15 protein-coding genes are annotated in these 16,843 nt (G+C 69.7%); 10 read left to right on the forward strand and 5 right to left on the reverse strand.

The annotated features are described in order from the left end of the window. Positions 1-51: 51 nt before the first annotated feature. The 3 genes from ABD927_RS21435 (at position 52) to ABD927_RS21445 (ending at position 2,663) form a co-directional block, all read left to right on the forward strand. Positions 52-1,026, forward strand: a complete 975-nt coding sequence (locus tag ABD927_RS21435; protein WP_345251906.1) for a Bug family tripartite tricarboxylate transporter substrate binding protein — start codon at positions 52-54, stop codon at positions 1,024-1,026. Between the two features lie 17 nt (positions 1,027-1,043). Beyond that, positions 1,044-1,880 carry an amidohydrolase family protein gene (locus tag ABD927_RS21440; RefSeq protein ID WP_345251907.1) on the forward strand — a complete coding sequence of 279 codons (837 nt, stop codon included), beginning with the start codon at positions 1,044-1,046 and terminating at the stop codon, positions 1,878-1,880. Between the two features lie 165 nt (positions 1,881-2,045). Next, the gene (locus ABD927_RS21445) at positions 2,046-2,663 is read left to right on the forward strand and encodes an RraA family protein (RefSeq protein ID WP_345251908.1); all 618 of its coding nucleotides are present in this window, start codon (positions 2,046-2,048) and stop codon (positions 2,661-2,663) included. Positions 2,664-2,737: 74 nt separating this feature from the next. On the opposite strand, the gene ABD927_RS21450 is transcribed toward ABD927_RS21445, so the two are convergent. Then, positions 2,738-3,307, reverse strand: a complete 570-nt coding sequence (locus tag ABD927_RS21450) for a GNAT family N-acetyltransferase (RefSeq protein ID WP_345251909.1) — start codon at positions 3,305-3,307, stop codon at positions 2,738-2,740. A gap of 48 nt (positions 3,308-3,355) precedes the next feature. Next, positions 3,356-5,416, reverse strand: a complete 2,061-nt coding sequence (locus ABD927_RS21455) for an NAD(+) synthase (RefSeq protein ID WP_345251910.1) — start codon at positions 5,414-5,416, stop codon at positions 3,356-3,358. Positions 5,417-5,542: 126 nt separating this feature from the next. Here ABD927_RS21455 and ABD927_RS21460 point away from each other — a divergent pair, with 126 nt between their 5' ends. Continuing rightward, positions 5,543-5,947, forward strand: coding sequence for a TraR/DksA family transcriptional regulator (locus ABD927_RS21460; RefSeq protein WP_345251911.1), 405 nt, complete (start codon positions 5,543-5,545; stop codon positions 5,945-5,947). On the opposite strand, the gene ABD927_RS21465 is transcribed toward ABD927_RS21460, so the two are convergent. The 3 genes from ABD927_RS21465 to ABD927_RS21475 all read right to left on the reverse strand — a co-directional run bounded on the left by ABD927_RS21465 (position 5,944) and on the right by ABD927_RS21475 (position 8,590). Further along, entirely contained in the window at positions 5,944-6,918 is a 975-nt protein-coding gene (locus tag ABD927_RS21465; protein ID WP_345251912.1) for a Bug family tripartite tricarboxylate transporter substrate binding protein, read from the reverse strand. The genes ABD927_RS21460 and ABD927_RS21465 overlap by 4 nt on opposite strands. 68 nt (positions 6,919-6,986) lie before the next feature. Further along, entirely contained in the window at positions 6,987-7,412 is a 426-nt protein-coding gene (locus ABD927_RS21470; RefSeq protein WP_345251913.1) for a DUF2501 domain-containing protein, read from the reverse strand. 191 nt (positions 7,413-7,603) lie between these two features. Beyond that, entirely contained in the window at positions 7,604-8,590 is a 987-nt protein-coding gene (locus ABD927_RS21475; RefSeq protein ID WP_345251914.1) for a tripartite tricarboxylate transporter substrate binding protein, read from the reverse strand. Between the two features lie 249 nt (positions 8,591-8,839). On the opposite strand from ABD927_RS21475, the gene ABD927_RS21480 reads away from it, so the two are divergent. The 6 genes from ABD927_RS21480 to ABD927_RS21505 all read left to right on the forward strand — a co-directional run bounded on the left by ABD927_RS21480 (position 8,840) and on the right by ABD927_RS21505 (position 16,792). Beyond that, positions 8,840-10,216: an acyclic terpene utilization AtuA family protein gene (locus ABD927_RS21480; protein ID WP_345251915.1), complete on the forward strand. Its 1,377-nt coding sequence runs from the start codon at positions 8,840-8,842 to the stop codon at positions 10,214-10,216. Next, a complete protein-coding gene (locus tag ABD927_RS21485) occupies positions 10,213-10,527 on the forward strand; it encodes a DUF4387 domain-containing protein (protein WP_345251916.1) in 315 nt (104 codons plus the stop codon). The genes ABD927_RS21480 and ABD927_RS21485 overlap by 4 nt, the downstream gene beginning before the upstream one ends. A 138-nt stretch (positions 10,528-10,665) precedes the next feature. Beyond that, entirely contained in the window at positions 10,666-12,771 is a 2,106-nt protein-coding gene (locus ABD927_RS21490; RefSeq protein ID WP_345251917.1) for a hydantoinase/oxoprolinase family protein, read from the forward strand. Between the two features lie 8 nt (positions 12,772-12,779). Then, entirely contained in the window at positions 12,780-14,360 is a 1,581-nt protein-coding gene (locus tag ABD927_RS21495) for a hydantoinase B/oxoprolinase family protein (RefSeq protein WP_345251918.1), read from the forward strand. A 57-nt stretch (positions 14,361-14,417) separates the two neighbouring features. After that, positions 14,418-15,413: a tripartite tricarboxylate transporter substrate binding protein gene (locus tag ABD927_RS21500; protein ID WP_345251919.1), complete on the forward strand. Its 996-nt coding sequence runs from the start codon at positions 14,418-14,420 to the stop codon at positions 15,411-15,413. 17 nt (positions 15,414-15,430) lie between these two features. Next, entirely contained in the window at positions 15,431-16,792 is a 1,362-nt protein-coding gene (locus ABD927_RS21505) for an MmgE/PrpD family protein (RefSeq protein WP_345251920.1), read from the forward strand. The last annotated feature ends 51 nt before the right edge of the window (positions 16,793-16,843 follow it).

Genomic DNA, 16,843 nt, shown 5'->3' on the forward strand with positions numbered 1-16,843 from the left:
CGAGGACCGCCGCCCGCGCCGGCACGGCGCGCAACGGTCCAGGAGACGGCTGTGAAAAGAAGGACCCTCCTCAAGGCCGGCGCGCTGTCGTGCGCCGCCTCCCTGGCCCCGGCCCTGCGGGCCGCAGAAACCTACCCCTCGCGCCCTGTCAAGATCGTGGTCGGCTTCGGCGCCGGCGGCAACGGCGACGTGACCGTGCGCATCGTCGCCGAAAAGCTGGCGCAGCGCCTGGGCCAGCCTTTCATCGTCGACAATAAGCCCGGCGCCGGCGGCATCGTCGCCGCGCAGCAGGTGCTGCAGTCCCCGGCCGACGGCTACACGCTGATGCTGGGCGCCTCCAGCAACATGGCGATGACGCCCACGCTGTTCAAGGACGTGCCGTTCGACACCGCGCGCGACTTCGAGGCCATCGGCCTCCTGGCCAAGTTCGGCTTCCTGATCGTGGCCAATCCCAAGGTCGGCATCGGCAGCATCCAGGAACTGATCCGCGCCGCCAAGGCCCGGCCCGGCACCATCAACATCGGCTCGATCGCCGTCGGTTCGTCGCCCAACGTGGGCGTCGAACTGCTGAAGTCGGTGGCAGGCATCGATTGCGTGACCGTGCCGTTCAAGAGCTCGGGCGACGTCGTCGCCGCGGTGCGGTCGGGCGCGGTGGACCTCGCGCTCGACACCATCCCGCCCCTCATCCCGCACGTGCGCAGCAAGGCGCTGCGCGCGATCGCGATGACCAACTCGACGCGCTTCCCGCTGCTGCCCGACGTGCCGACCGTGCGCGAATCCGGGCTGGACTACGAAATGACATCGTGGAACGGCCTGGTGGCCCCCAAGGGCGTGCCCGACGCCATACTGGACCGCCTCAACGCCGAACTGCGCGTGATCGTCGCCATCCCCGACGTGATCGACAAATACGCCACGCTGGGCGTGATCGCGTCGGCCAGCACCCGCCAGGAATACCGCGAGCTGATCGAGCGCGAGATCGTGGCGTGGAAGAAAATCCTCGAGATCGCCAAGGTACCCAAGAACTGAAAGCCGGAGAACCGACCATGATCGTCGATGCGCAAGTACACATCTGGGCCGCCGACACGCCCGAGCGGCCCTGGGTGCCGGGCCAGGCGGCGCGCGCCCACCGCCCGGTGCCGCTGTCGCACGAAGGGCTGCTGCAGGAAATGGCGCAAGCCGGCGTGGACCGCGCCATCCTGGTGCCGCCCTCCTACGAAGGCGACCGCAACGACCTGGTGCTGGCCGCCGCCCGGGCCCATCCGGACCGCTTCGCCGCGATGGGCCGGCTGCCGATCGAAGATCGCCGCAGCGAAGCCCAGCTCGCCCGCTGGCGCGAGCAGCCCGGCATGCTGGGCCTGCGGCTGACCTTCCACCTGCCCCAGCAGCGCCGCTGGCTGGAAGACGGCACGGTCGACTGGTTCTGGCCCGCCGCGGAGAAGGCCGGCCTGCCGCTGATGATCCTGCCCACCGGCTCGCTGCCGGCGATGCGCGACATCGCCACCCGCCATCCCGGCCTGCGCATCGTCATCGACCACTGCTCGATGCACCGCGTGGCCGGCCACCCGTTCCGCATCGACCCGGCCGAGATGGACTACCTGGCCGCGATGGCCGAGCTGCCCAACGTGGCGGTCAAGCTGTCGGCGCTGCCGCTGTTCTCCAACGAACCCTACCCGTTCCGCGACATCCACGGCCTGATCCGGCAGATGGTGCAGGCCTACGGCCCGCGGCGCAGCTTCTGGGGCAGCGACATGACCCGCCTGCCCTGCACCTACCGCCAGTGCCTGACGCTGTTCACCGAAGAACTGCCCTGGCTTAGCGAAGACGACAAGGCCTGGATCCTGGGCCGCGGCCTGTGCGAATGGCTGGGCTGGAGGGGATGAGAGGCCCTCCCCTACGCGCTTCGCGCGCCCCCCAGGGGGCGATGCGCGCGGACCGGCGGAACCGGATCCGCCGCATCCTGGGTGGGGCGGCGCGGGTTCATGCTTCACGGACGGCGTGCAGCGCCAGAGCACTAACATCTGACCTCAACGAGGAGTCACCACGTCATGCTTGACCCGAAAGAAATCGAGAATTGGCAGCGGCTGGGCACGGCCACGACCTCCGACGCCATGGAGGAACTGGGCTTCCGCCGTTCGGTCGTCACCGGCCTGCGCTGCACCGCGCCCGACAAGGTGGCGGTGGGCATTGCTTTCACCATGCGCCAGATGCTCAAGCACGCATCGGCCGGACATTCGGAACGGCTGGTCAAGCATGCGGCCACCATCCGCACGCAAACCCGTCCGGGCGACTTCGTCGTGATGGATGCCGGCGGCTTCACCGACCTCAGCTCATGGGGCGAACTGCACAGCCGCCACTGCGTGCAGGCCGGCATCGCCGGGCTGCTGATCGACGGCTGCATCCGCGACGCCGCCAAGATCCGGCGGCTGGGCTTTGCCGCCTACTGCCGCGGCTTCACGCCGATCAAGAGCCAATGGGACTACGAAACCGTGTCGATCGGCGAGCCGGTCATGATCGGCCGCGTGCAGATCCGCCCCGGCGACCTGATCGTGGCCGACGAGGACGGCGCCATCGTGGTGCCGTTCGCGCAGCGGCTGGAAGTGCTGGAGGCGGGGTTGAAGATCGCCGACAAGGAAGACGCGTCGGCGGAACGGCAGGCGGGGTAAGGGACGCGCGGGCCCGGCGGCGGCGCAGCGAATCGCCGCGGCGGCACAATGGCCGCGGCGGCGCCGGCGGTGTATCAATCGCTCTTGCCCTGCCCGGGGGTGCTGCCGGCACCCGGCCCCAGCGCCCGCTGCATCAGCACCGTGTCCACCCAGCGGCCCAGCTTGAACCCCACCGCCCGCAAGGTGCCGGCCGGCTGGAAACCCAGGCGGCGGTGCAGCGCGATCGACCCGGCATTGGCGCTGTCGCCGATCACGGCCAGCATCTGGCGCCACGGCCCGCGCTCGCAGCGGGCGATCAGTTCGGCCAGCAATGCGCTGCCGATGCCGCGGCCGGACAGGCCGTAGCCGACGTAGACCGAGTCTTCGATCGTGAACCGGTAGGCCGACCGCGCCCGGTAGGCGGTGGCATACGAGTAGCCCACCACCCGCCCATCCAGTTCGGCCGCCAGGTACGGCAGCCCCGCCGCCAGCACCGCCTCGCGCCGCGCCGCCATCTCGTCGGCCGACGGCGGCACTTCTTCGAACGTGGCCAGCCCGTTCAGCACGTAGTGGGCGTAGATGGCCCGGATGGCGGGCATGTCGGCAGGGGTTGCGTCGCGGACGGCAACGCGGGCGCCCGGGTACGGGGCAGCGGACAGAGACATGATGTTCCGGCTTCGTGAGCAAGGTCGCAGCCGGCATGGTAGTGCAGTTCAGGCCGCCTGCGCCATGGCGTCCGGAATCGTCTCCACGTCGGCCAGCCACGCCCCCGCGTCGGCATCGCTGGGCGCGCGGTAGTCGCCGCGCGGCGACAGCGAGCCGCCCGACCCCACCTTGGGCCCGTTCGGCAGGCAGCTGCGCTTGTATTGCATGTCCTGGATGAAGCGCTTCACGAACACGCGCAGCCAGTGCTTGATGTCGCCGATGCCGTAGGCGTGGCGCAGTTCGGCCGGCATGTCGGGCCAGCGGCCGCGGGTGGCGTCGTGCCATGCGTGCCAGGCCAGGAAGGCGATCTTCGATGGCCGGAAGCCGAAGCGCAGCAGGAAGTACAGGTTGAAGTCCTGCAGTTCGTAGGGCCCCACCGAATCCTCCGAGCGCTGCACGCCGCCGGGCACGAGCTCGGGGCTGATCTCGGTGTCGAGCACGTCTTTCAGCACCGGCCCCAGCGCCGGCCCGAACGGCGCCGCGTCCGCGGCCCAGCGGATCAGGTACTGCACCAGCGTCTTCGGTACGCTGCCATTGACGCCGTAGTGCGACATGTGGTCGCCCACGCCGTAGGTGCACCAGCCCAGCGCCAGCTCGCTCAGGTCGCCGGTGCCCACCACCAGCGCGCCGTGCATATTGGCCAGCCGGAACAGGTGGCTGGTGCGTTCGCCGGCCTGCACGTTCTCGAAGGTCACGTCGTAGCGTTCCTCGCCGCTCGCGTAGGGGTGGCCGATGTCTTCCAGCATTTGCCGGCAGCTGGGCCGGATGTCGATTTCGAGCGCCTTGCAGCCGATGCCGGCCATTAGCGCGTTGGCCTGCGCGCGGGTACGCTCGCTGGTGGCGAAGCCGGGCATCGATACGGCCACGATGTTCTCGCGCGGCAGGCCGAGCTTGTCGACCGCGCCGGCGCACACCAGCAGGGCATTGCAGGAATCCAGCCCGCCCGACACGCCGATCACCAGTTTCTTGATGCCGGCCGAGCGCATCCGCGTGACCAGACCCTGCACCTGGATCGCATGGATCTCTTCGCAGCGCTCGTTGCGCTTGACCGGGTCGGCCGGCACGTAGGGGAAGCGGCCGTATTCGCGATCGAGCAGGATGCGGCCGGCGCGGTCCAGTTTTTCATCGATCACCACGGTGCGGAACTCGGCGCAGGCCTGCCGGTGCCGCAGCACCGACTGCGAGAAACTGGTCTGCCGCGCGCGCTCCTGCGCCAGCCGGTCGAGGTCGACGTCGGCGCAGATCAGCTGCGAGTCGTCCAGGAAACGCTCGGTCTCGCGCAGCAGGGTGCCGTTCTCGCACACCATGCCGTGGCCGTCCCAGGCCAGGTCGGTGGTGGATTCGCCGTAGCCGGCGGCGCTGTAGGCGTAGGCGGCCAGGCAGCGTGCCGACTGGTTGCCCACCAGCTCGCGCCGGTAGTCGGCCTTGGCGATGGTGACGTTGGAAGCCGACAGGTTCAGCAGCAGCGTGGCGCCGGCCAGCGCGCCGAACGACGACGGCGGAATCGGCGTCCACAGGTCTTCGCAGATCTCCACGTGGAAGCGCAACAGCGGCTGGTCGGGCACGTCGAACAGCAGCCGGTCGCCGCAGGGCACGCCCTGCTGCCCCAGCAGCGACAGTTCGCGCCGCCGCAGGCAGTCGCCGGAGGCGAACTGCCGCATCTCGTAGAACTCGCGGTAGTTGGGCAGGTAGGTTTTCGGCACGATGCCGGCCAGCCGCCCGCGGTGCACCACCGCCGCGCAATTGAACAGCATGCCGTCGATGCGCAGCGGCAGGCCCACCACCGCGATCAGCGGCAGTTCGCGCGAGGCCTCGAGCACCGCCTCCAGCCCGCGCAGGCAGCCGTCCAGCAGCGGCTGCTGCTGGAACAGGTCGTCGCACGAATACGCCGACAGGCCTAGTTCGGGGAACAGGGCGACGAGCGCGTGCCGGCCGGCGGCCTCGCGCATCGCGGCGATGGTCTGCGCGGTGTTGAAGGCCGGGTCGGCCACGCGCAGCCGCGGCACCGCCACGGCCACGCGCACGAAATCGTGGCGGTGGAGGTTGAAGAATTCAGGCGTCGGTTTCATCGCGGTTCTGGGCATGGAATCCGTTTGATCGTAATCAAGGCAGCGGGGCCGGATCGGCTCAATATGTCACAAACAGGCGGCGGCGAGCGCAGGCGGCCGCATGGCCGCGTCTTCCAGGAGTTTGCCATGTCCGTACCCAGCCCTTATCCCAACCCGACGCAGCTTGCGCTGCTCGAACAGGCGCTCATCCGCCGCGAACTGGCTGCGCGCGAGGAAGCCGGCCGCAAGGCACAGGAGCTGGCCGACGAATCGTATGCCGAATTGTCCGGGGCGGCAGGCGACCAGGGCGACGCCTCGGGCGGCGACCTGCTGGTCGACCTCGACCACGCGGCGGTGGGCTTGCAGCTGGAAGTACTGCGCGACGTGGCCGCGGCCCGCGCCCGCATCGCCGCGGGCACCTATGGCCAGTGCGTGAACTGCGGCGACGACATCGAGTACGCCCGGCTGCTGGCCTATCCCACCGCCAAGCGCTGCCTGTCGTGCCAGGAAGTGCACGAGCGGCGCGCGGGCCTCGTGCACAGCACGCTCTAATCCAGCGTAATCGCGCCGTCTTTCAGCACCTGGCCCCACTTCGCCGATTCCTTTTTCAGGTGCTCGCCGAACTGCTGCGGCGTGCTGGCGATGACGTCCAGGCCCATTTCCTGCAGCCGCTTGGAGATTTCCGGATCCCTCGCGGTTTCCTGCACTTTCTGGCTGAGCAGTTGCACGATCGCGTCGGGCGTGCCCTTCGGCGCCAGCATCCCGTGCCAGGTGCTGAACTCGTAGCCCGGCACGCCGGCCTCGGCCACGGTGGGCAGGTCGGGATAGACGGGCGAGCGGACGGAGCTGGTCACGCCCAGCGCGCGCAGTTGGCCGCTCTTGACGAAGGCGGCGCTTTCCGAGACGTTGGAGAACATGATGCCGACCTCGCCGCTGACCACCGCCGCCACAGCCGGGCCGCCGCCCTTGTACTGGATGGCCTGCAGCTTCACGCCGGCCAGCTTGTTGAACAGCTCGCCGGAGATGTGCGGATTGGTGCCGGCGCCTGCCGCGGAGTAGTCGAGCTGGCCGGGCTTGGACTTGGCCACCTCGATCAGCTCCTTGACGGAATTCACCGGCATTTTCTTCGGGTTGACGACCAGCACCGACGGCGACGCCACCACTAGCGAAATCGGCACGAAATCGTTCAGCGGCGAATAGGGCAGCTTCTTGTACATGTACTGATTGGCCACGAACGGAATCGTGTTCAGCATCAGCGTGTAGCCGTCGGGCGCGGCGTTCTTGACGGCTTCGATGCCGATGATGCCCGAGGCGCCGGCCCGGTTCTCGACCACCACGCTCTGGCCGAGCTTTTCCGACAGCTTGGGCGCGATCACCCGCGCGATGATGTCGACGCTGCCGGCGGGGGCGAAGGTCACGATCAGGCGGATGGGTTTGTTGGGGTAGGCGGCCTGGGCCGCCGCGAAGCGCGCCGGCACGCAGGCCGTGATGGAGAGTGCCGCAAGCGCTATGATTTTTTTCATCGTCTCACTCCGTGTGGGGGAGGAGGCATTGTGCGGCGGCAGGGCGGGTTCGGCAAGCCTGCCGCCCGCTACAGCAGAGACTGCCCGTACTCCAGCACCTTGTCGCAGACCTGGTCGGTGAGCTTCTGCTTCAGGCCGCCGCCGTTCAGGTCCACCTTCTGGCCGCTGTTGCCGCCCAGGATGCCGCTCAGGCCCTCGGCGTAGCCACTGTCGGATTGGGCCTTGCTCTGGCCGCCGAGCTGCCCCAGCAGCTTGTCCTGCAGCGAGGTCGCATCGCCGCCCAGGAACTTGTTCTTGGCGCAGAAGCCGAGAATGCCGGCGATGTTGCCGGTGCCGACCGAATCGAGCGAGGGCAGGGACCCGCCGGCCAGCCCGCTCAGGCCGGAGAGGCTGCCCAGCCCGCCGCCGCTGCCGCTGCCGCCGCCCAGGAACGAGCCGCCCGACGACGAACCCTGGCTGCTCGCGCCGCCCAGCGCGCCCTTGATCGAATCCATTAGCTGAGCGTGGGCCGGCGCCCACGCGAATGTCATGGCCGCGGCGCAAAGCGCCAGGCAACGGCCGGACCGGAGGATGGAAAGCATGGAGTGTCCCCTGACAGGATGCGAATGACGCAGCTAGTGTAGGCGCGGCTCGCCGCCGGTGGGCAACGGCGTTTGCAATTGTTCATCCTTGTCCGGCGCCGCGTTCAGTCGGCGATGCGCAGCTTGGGATTGCCCTGCACCACCTTTTGCCAGCGGGCGATGTCGGCGGCCAGGTATGCATGGAAGTCGCGCGGGCTGCTCCCCACCACCTGGGCGCCCAGCGACTGCAGCTCTTTTTCCACCGCGGGCGACTTCAGCGCCTGCACGATCGCCCGGTGCAGCGCGTCGACGATGTCGGCCGGCGTGCCGGCCGGCGCGAACGCCGCGTACCAGACGCCCGAATCGTAGCCCGGCACGCCCGCCTCGGCCAGCGTCGGCACCTCGGGCAGCAGCGGCAGGCGGCTGGTGGTGCTGACCGCCAACGCGCGCGCATCGCCGCGCCGCACCTGGCCCAGCACGCCGATCGGATTCATGAACATCAGGTCGATGTGGCCGCCCAGCAGGTCCGCCAGCGCCTGCGAACCGCCCTTGTACGGCACGTGCAGGATGTCGATGCCGGCCAGCGACTTGAACAGCTCGCCATCCATGTGGGTACCCGAGCCGGTGCCGGCCGAGCCGAAGGTGATCTTGCCGGGCTTTTCGCGCGCCAGCGCCATCACTTCCTGGACGTTCTTGGCCGGCAGCCGCGGATTGGCTACCAGGATGTCGGGCGCGCTGGCCACCAGCGTGATCGCCGCCAGATCGGCCAGCGGATCCAGGTTGATCTTGCGCACCGCTGCATTAATCGACAGGCTGTTGGTCGTGAGCAGGATGGTGTAGCCGTCGGGCGGCGCCTTGGCGACCAGCTCGGTCGCCAGCATGGTCCCCGCGCCGGGCCGGTTCTCGGACACGACCGGCTGGCCCAGGTCCTCGGTCATCTTTTGCCCGATCAGCCGTGAGATCGTGTCGACCCCGCCCCCCGGGCCGCCCGACACGATCATCCTGATCGGCCTGGCCGGATAGCCAGGGGCCGGGGCCGCGCCGGCAGGGCACGCCAGCGCCAGCGCCGCGAGCAGGAAAGAAAAGGGCAAGCCACTGCGTAGCGATTTCATCGTTGTCTCCTCGTGCGGTCTTCGCGCCGGATATTCCGGCAGTCGGCGCGCGTCGACAATTTCCGATTTGTTCCATGGCATGAGGTTTTCGAATGCCAGAGACCCCTTGCCTGTCCCCGTCCGGACATTCGTAAATCTCAACCCTCGCGAGAAATCGGAAATTGTCGGAAGAGGCCGCGTGGCCGAACATGCCGTCCACCGAAGCGGCGGCCGGCTCGACCGGCAGCGCGCGCAACGGAGGAGATAGACATGCACGACGCATTGAAAGAATGTCGGATGGTCTCGACCACGAGCATCCTAGGATACGGATTTCCGGAACAATCGCTGCGCCTGGCGATGGCGCGCAACCCCCACTTCATCGGCTGCGACGGCGGCAGCACCGACCCCGGCCCCCACTACCTGGGCGCCGGCGAATGCCTGAACTCGCGCGCCGCCATGAAACGCGACCTGCGCCTGATGCTGCGGGCGGGCGTGCCTGCCGGCGTACCTGTGGTGATCGGCAGTTGCGGCGGCGCTGGCGGCGAGCCTCACCTGCAGATCGTGGCGGAACTGGCGCGCGAAGTGGCCCGCGAAGAGGGCCTGGCCTTCCGCATGGCGCTGATCCACGCCGAGCAGAAGGCCGAAGACGTCAAGGTCTGGCTGGCCGACGGCCGCGTCGCGGCGCTGCGCAACGTGCCCGAACTGACCGCCGAGGCGGTCGACCGGTCGTCACGCATCGTCGGCATGATGGGCGCCGAGCCGTTCGTGCGGGCGCTGGAGCAGGGCGCGCAGGTGATTCTGGCCGCGCGCGCGAGCGATGCCGCCTCGTGGGCGGCTTGCGCCATGCACATGGGGCTGGCGCCGGCGCCCGCCTGGTATTCCGGCAAGATGCTGGAATGCAGCTGCGCGTCGGCCACGCCCAAGGGCCACGACTGCCTGCTGGTCACCGTGCGCGACGACCATATCGACGTGGAACCGGTCAATCCGCAGCGGCGCTGCACGACGCTATCGGTGGCTACCCATGCGCTGCACGAGAACGCCAGCCCGTCGGTGCACGAAGAGCCCGGCGGCACGCTGGACGCCACCGACTGCACGTTCGAAGCCTTGTCCGACCGCGCCGTCCGGGTCGCGGGCATGCGCTGGCGGCCGCGGCGCTACGACCTGAAGCTGGAGGGCGCGGAATGCGTCGGCTTTCGGGCGATCACGATATGCGGCACGCGCGACCCGGTCCTGATCGGCCAGATCGAGGGCTACCTGGAGGAGGTGCGCGCCGACGTGGCTCGCCGCGCCGCCGACATCGGCCTGTCGTCCGACGCCTACCGGATGGTGCTGCACGTCTACGGCAAGGACGGCGTCATGGGCGCCGGCGAGCCGGTGCGGCAGACCGCCTCGCACGAACTGGGCATCGTCATCGAAGTGGTGGCGGCCGACCAGGAAACGGCGCGGGCCGTGCTGGCCATTGCCCGCGTCGTCACGCCCAAGATCGACTTCCCGGGCCGGCTGTGCAAGAGCGGCAACATGGCCTTCCCCTTCTCTCCGTCGGACATCTCGGTCGGTCCCACCTATCGGTTTTCCGTCTTCCACGTAGTGCGCCAAGACGATCCGCTGGCCCTGTTCCCCATCGAACTCCAGGAGGTGACCCCATGACCACGCTGCGCCATCTGGCCAAAGTCTGCAAGAGCAAGAACGCCGGGCCGTTCGAGGTCACGCTGGACATCATGTTCGGGGACCGCGAAACCTACGATCGCGTGCTGGCCGCCGGCGTGCTCGACGCCGCGCTGATCGCGCGCCTGTACGGCGTGGCCGAAAGCGACGTGCTGTTCACGCCATACGCCCCTGCCCTGGCCTTCAAGGCCACGATTCCGCGCCGCGTATCGTCGGGCGACATCGGCGACACCGACGTCTACGGCGCGCAGCAGCACGCTCCGCTGCTGGACGTGGACATTCCGCTGGGATGAACCCACCCCCTACGCGCTTCGCTCGCCCCCTCGAGGGGGCGATGCGAGCGGACCGGCGAAGCCGGATCCGCCGCATCCTGGATGAAGCGACGCGGGCTCATGCATTGTGGCAAGTGCGCAGCACCATGGATAACTGAAATGACGCTTCCACCGTCCGTTACCTTCGGCGTCGACATCGGCGGCACCTTCACCGATGTGGTCGCCTTCGATGCCGCCGGCGGCCGTCTCGCTACCGGCAAGGTATTGACCGACTACCAGGACCTGGCGCGCGGCGTGATGACCGGCATCCGCAGCGTAATGGCCGACGCCGGCATCGCCGCCGACACGATACGCCGCGTGGTCCACGGCACCACCCTGGTCACCAACAGCCTGATCGAACGGCGCGGCGTGCCCACCGCGCTGGTGACCACCGCCGGCTTCGGCGACGTGCTGGAGTTCGCGCGCGAGAGCCGCTACAACATCTACGACATCGACCTGGCCGTCACGCCGCCGATCGTGCCGCGCGACCTGGTGTTCGAGATCGATGAACGCATGGACCACCATGGCCGCGTCCTTCGGCCGCCGGCCGACGGCGCGGGCGCGCGCCTGGCCGGGCAACTGCGGGCGGCCGGCATCGAAAGCGTGGCCGTATGCCTGCTGCACGCCTACGCCAATCCGTCCCATGAACAACAGGTGGCGCAGGAACTGGCGCGGCGGCTGCCCGGCGTGGACGTCTGCCTGTCGTCGGAGGTCATGCCCGACGTTCGCGAGTACGAACGCGCCACCACCACGGCGGCCAACGCCTACGTGCGCCCCGTCATCCGCGGCTACCTGCGGCGCCTGCGCCGCGCGCTGGACGAACTGGGCATACGCACCGAACTGCTCATCATGACTTCCGACGGCGGCCTGGTCGACGTCGAGACCGCCGCGCGATTCCCGGTGCGGCTGACCGAATCGGGGCCGGCCGGCGGCGCCACCGCCGCTGCCTTCATCGGCGGCCAGAGCGGCGTGCCGGACCTCATCGCCTACGACATGGGCGGCACCACCGCCAAGGTCTGCGTGATCGAGGGCGGCGCGCCGCTGAAGTCCAACAGCTTCGAGTTCGGCCGCTCCGACCGCTTCGCGCGCGGCAGCGGCCTGCCGCTGCAGATCCCGGTGGTCGAGATGATCGAGATCGGCGCCGGTGGCGGCAGCATCGCTCACGTCAACGAAATCGGCATGCTGCAGATCGGTCCGCACAGCGCCAATGCAGCCCCCGGCCCGGCCTGCTACGGCCTGGGCGGTGAGTACGCCACCGTGACCGACGCCGACCTGGTGCTGGGCTACCTGGCCGCCGATTCCTTCCTGGGCGGCACGATGCGGCTCGACGTGGCGGCGGCGCGGGCGGCGATCGACCGCAGCGTGGCGCGCCCGCTCGGGCTGTCGATCGAAGAGGCCGCCTGCAGCATCCATCGCGTGGTCAACGCCAACATGGCGCGCGCGGCCAAGGTGCACTGCCTGGAACAGGGCAAGGACGCGCGCCGCTTCGCGCTGTTCCCGTACGGCGGGGCGGGCCCGGTCCATGCCTATGGCGTGGCGCGCCTGCTGGGCGCCGGCGAGCTGATCTACCCGCTGCGGGCCGGCGTGCTATCGGCCTTCGGCTTCCTGGTGGCCGACCCGTCGTTCGAAGTGCTGCGCGGCGGCTTGGTCCCGCTCGACGACGCCGATCCGGCCGCGCTGGACGCCCTGCTGGACGACATGGCGCGCGAGGCCGAGCGAGTGGTGCGCGCCAGCGTGCCGGACGCCGCGCACTTCGCGGTGGAACGCGCGGTGGCGGTGCGCTACCGGGGCCAGAGCTTCGAACTGTACGTGCCGGTCGACGGCGGCACGCTGGATACGGCCGGCATCGCAAGCATCGCCGGCCGCTTCACCGAAGCCTACGCCGCGCGCTACCACCAGGCCGGCGAACGCGGCGGCCTGGAAGCGGTGCGATGGCGCGTGCGGGTGACCGCGGCCGACCCGGGCGGCAAGCCGCGGCTGGCCGCGCCCGGCGGTAACGCCGGCGCGGCGCGGCGCGGCCAGCGCGACGCGTGGGTGCCCGAGGCCGGTGGCTTTCGCAAGGTGCCGGTCTACGACCGCTATGCGCTGGCGGCGGGGACGGCGTTCGACGGGCCGGCCATCGTCGAGGAAACCGAGTCGGCCGTCTTCATCGGCGCCGGCGCCAGGGCGTCGATCGACGCGCTGGGCAGCCTGCGTGTGGCCCTGGATCCGGTCCGGGCAGCCTAGGAACCATCATGACGACTATGCATACCAACGCGGCCGCGGCCGCGCACGAACACGGGCTCGGCCCGATAGACCTGGAAGTGCTGTGGAGCCAGCTGGTGACGGTGGTCGACGAGGCCGCCTATGCCATCCTGCGCACCTCGATGTCGAAGATCGTCGTGGAGGCGCGCGACTTCGGCGCGCTGCTGCTGGACCCGGCCGGCCGCCTGCTCGTGAGCGACGCCGGCGTCGCCTCCAAGATCGGCACCAACTCGATCGCCGCGCGCGAACTGCTGAAGTCCTTTCCAGCCGATACGCTGGCGCCGGGCGACATGCTGGTCACCAACAACCCCTGGTGGATCATGGGCCACCTGAACGACGTGGCGGTGGTCGCGCCGCTGTTCCACCACGGCCGCATCGTCGGCTTCGCCGAGTGCATGGCGCACATGAGCGACATCGGCGGCTGCCTGTCGGCGCAGCCGCGCGAACTGTACGAGGAAGGGCTCATCATCCCGCCGCTCAAGATCATGGATCGCGGCCGCGAGAACGCCACCTTCTTCGCGCTGCTCAAGGCCAACGTCCGCGTGCCGGCGCAGATCGCCAGCGACATGCGGGCGCTGATCTCGGGGTGCAGCGTGATGCAGCGCGAACTGTCGCGCTTCCTGGACGAGTCCGGGCTGCCCGACCTGGAGCGCCTGGGCGGCGCCATCGTCGCCCATTCCGAACAGACCATGCGCGCGGCCATCCGCGCCCTGCTGCCGGACGGCACCTACCGCGGCCATACCCAGCTCGAGGGCGCCGGGCGGCCGATGGACATCCACGCGACCGTGACCGTGCGTGCGGGCGAGGTCGGCATCGACTTCGCGGGCAGCACGCCGCAGCAGAACGTCGGCATCAATTGCACGATGGTCTATACGCACGTATGGTGCGCCTACATCATGAAATGCCTGCTGTGCCCGACGCTGCCCAACAACGAGGGGACCTTCGCGCCGCTGCGCGTATCGGCGCCGGAAGGCTGCTTCCTGAACCCCTTGCCGCCGGCGCCGGTGCGGCTCAAGTCGAGCAGCGGCCATTTCATCCCCGACGCCATCGTCGAGGCGCTGCAGGACGCCCTGTCGGAACGGCTGCTGGCCGAGTCGGGCAACAAGTTCGCGGTGTTATTTTCGGGTGTGCACGAAGACGGCCGGCGTTTTTCGGAATCGATGTTCATCATGGGCGGAATGGGCGCGCGGCTGGACCGTCCCGGACTGGACTGCCGCAGCTTCCCGGCCAATTCGTCGAACCTGCCGGTCGAGGTGCTGGAGGCCACCGTACCGGTGCGCGTCCGCCACAAGCGCATCAGGCGCGACTCCGGCGGCGCCGGCGCCTGGCGCGGCGGCGGCGGGCAGGAATTCGAGTTCGAATCGCTGTCGCCGGCGCCGATGACCGTCCGCGCTTCGCACGGCAAACTCGGCATCCCGCCCAAGGGGCTGCGCGGCGGGCAGCCTGGCAGCACCGGCGGCATCCGGAAGAACGGGGAGCCGGTTCCCGACAAGACGCCCATGACCCTGGCGCAGGGCGACGTCGTGACGCTGTCGACCCCCGGCGCGGGTGGCATGCGCCCGCCGCGCTGACGCCCGGCTGCACGGGGCAGCCGGGGCATGCGAACAAAGGAGAAAAGGAGACGCACGATGAGAATCCCGCAAACACGGATGGGCCGCCCGCATCGCCTGGCGCTGCTGGCCTGCTGCGCCGCTCTGATCGCGAGCGGCGGCGCCGCGGCGCAGGACTATCCGAACCGCAGCATCCGCATGGTCGTCGCCGGCGCGGCCGGCGGCGCCAGCGACACCATCGCCCGCATCCTGGCCGAGAAGCTGCCGCCGCTGCTCGGCAAGCCGGTGGTGGTCGAGAACCGGCCCGGTGCCGGCACCACGCTGGCTTCCGAACTGGTGGCCAACGCACCGCCCGACGGCTACACGATCCAGTTCATCACCAACAGCCACACCATCAATGGCGCGTTGCGCAAGCACCTGCGCTACAACCCGATCGGCGACTTCGCCGCCGTGACGCTGCTGGCCACCCAGCCCAACCTGATCATGGTGGGCAAGGACGTGCCGGCCAAGACGTTGACCGAACTGGTGGCGCTGGCCAGGAAGGAACCCGGCAAGCTGAACTTCGGCTCGGCGGGCGCCGGGTCGGCCAGCGCGCTAGCCGGGGAACTGTTCAAGTCGGTAACCGGCGCCGACCTGATGCATGTGCCCTACCAGGGCGGCACGCCGGCCCTGGTGGACGCGCTGGCCGGCCGCGTCCAGGTACTGTTCTTCCCGATGATCGACATGGTGCAGTACGTGCAGAACGGCCGCCTGCGCGGGCTGGCCATCACCAGCCAGCACCGGTCACCGCTGGTGCCCGACATCCCCACCAACGCCGAGGCCGGCGTGCCCGGCATCGAGGCCGGTGCCTGGTACGGTATCGCCGTACCCGGCAAGACGCCGGCGCCGGTCATCGCCCGGCTCAACCGCGCCTTCGTCGATGTATTGAAGGATCCGGCCATCCAGGAAAAGCTGGCGGCCACCGGGTCCGAACTGATCGGCAGCACGCCGGAATACTTCGCCCGGTACATGATCGACGACATCGCCCACTGGGAACGCCTGGTCAAGGAAAAGCCCGAGCTGGCCATCGACTGAACAAAGGAAACATCACCATGGGTCAAGGAACCAGGCTCGCTTCGTTCGCGGCCGGACTGAACTGGAACGACGCGCCGCCGCCGCTGCGCACCAAGGTGCTCGACCACGTGGTCGATACCGTCGGCGTCATGTTCGCCGGCATCGACATGCCCTCCTGCGCGGGCGCGCGCCGGGCCGCGGCCGAATGGGGCCGCGCCGACGACGCCACGGTCGTCGGCACGGCGGAGCGCGCGCCGGCAGCCGGCGCCGCCTTCCTGAACGCGCTGCACGGCCGCATCCACACCTACGACGACACCTACGAGCCGGGCACCATGCATCCGGGCAGCCCCGTGATCGCGGCCGCGTTGGCGCTGGCCGAGCGCCACGCGGCCGACGGCCCCCGCTTTCTATGCGCGGTGCTGGCCGGCTACGAGGTCGCCGCGCGGGTGGCGGCCGCGGTCAGCCCGGGCCACTATGCCGCCGGCTTCCACAACACGGGCACCTGCACCGTGTTCGGCGCCGCCGCTGCGGCTGCGCGGCTGCTCGGCCTGGACGGCCCCGCGTGCGCCGAAACGCTCGGGCTGGCCGGCGCAACGGCAGGCGGCCTCAGGCAGCACCAGATCGACGGCTCGATGCTCGACTCCGCGTTCCATGGCGCGCGCGCCGCGCAATCCGGCGTGATGGTCGCGCAGATGCGGGCCTGCGGCGTGGGTGGCCCGCCGGCCATCCTGGAAGGCCCGCTGGGCTTCTGCGCCGTCATGGCGCCGAGCCGCGATCTGTCGCGGCTCGACGCCGACCTCGGCGAACGCTACGAATTCGCGCAAATGACGGTCAAACCCTACGCCACCTGCCGCTTCGCCCAGGGACCGACCGAGGCGGCGCTGGAACTCAGGCGCAACCACTGCATCGACCCGGCCCAGATCGAAGATGTCGAGATCGCCACGTTCCGGCAATCGATCGAAGTCTCGGATCGGCCGGCGCTGGCTTCGGCCTTCGATGCGACGGTCAGCCATCAGTATTCGGTCGCGCTGGCGCTGGTGCGCGGCGCCGTGCCGCTCGACGCGATTCGTCGCCCGGAAACGGCCGGCGAACAGGTGCACGACGTGCGCCGGCGCGTGCGGGTGGTGCACGACGCGGAACTCGAGCGGGAATTCCCGCGCTGCTGGCCGCACCGCGTGACGATCACGATGCGCGACGGCCGCCGCTTCGCCGCGCGCAGCGACTATCCGCCGGGGCGGACGTCGCCGGTGCCGTCGGCCACGGTCGACGCCAAGTTCGCCGAGAACGCGGCGCCGTACCTGGGCGACGCGGGCGCGCGCCGGGCGCTCGAAGCGCTGCGCGCGCTCGAGGCCTGCGGTGACGTCGGCCGGGTGGCGCGGCTGCTGGCGGCGGCTACCTAGTGTTCTGTCCCGTTAATTCGCCCACACAAGCGGGCGAGTTTTTGTAGGATC

Origin of the sequence: Pigmentiphaga soli (assembly GCF_039541095.1) — a bacterium.
GTDB classification, from domain to species: Bacteria; Pseudomonadota; Gammaproteobacteria; order Burkholderiales; family Burkholderiaceae_B; genus Pigmentiphaga; species Pigmentiphaga soli.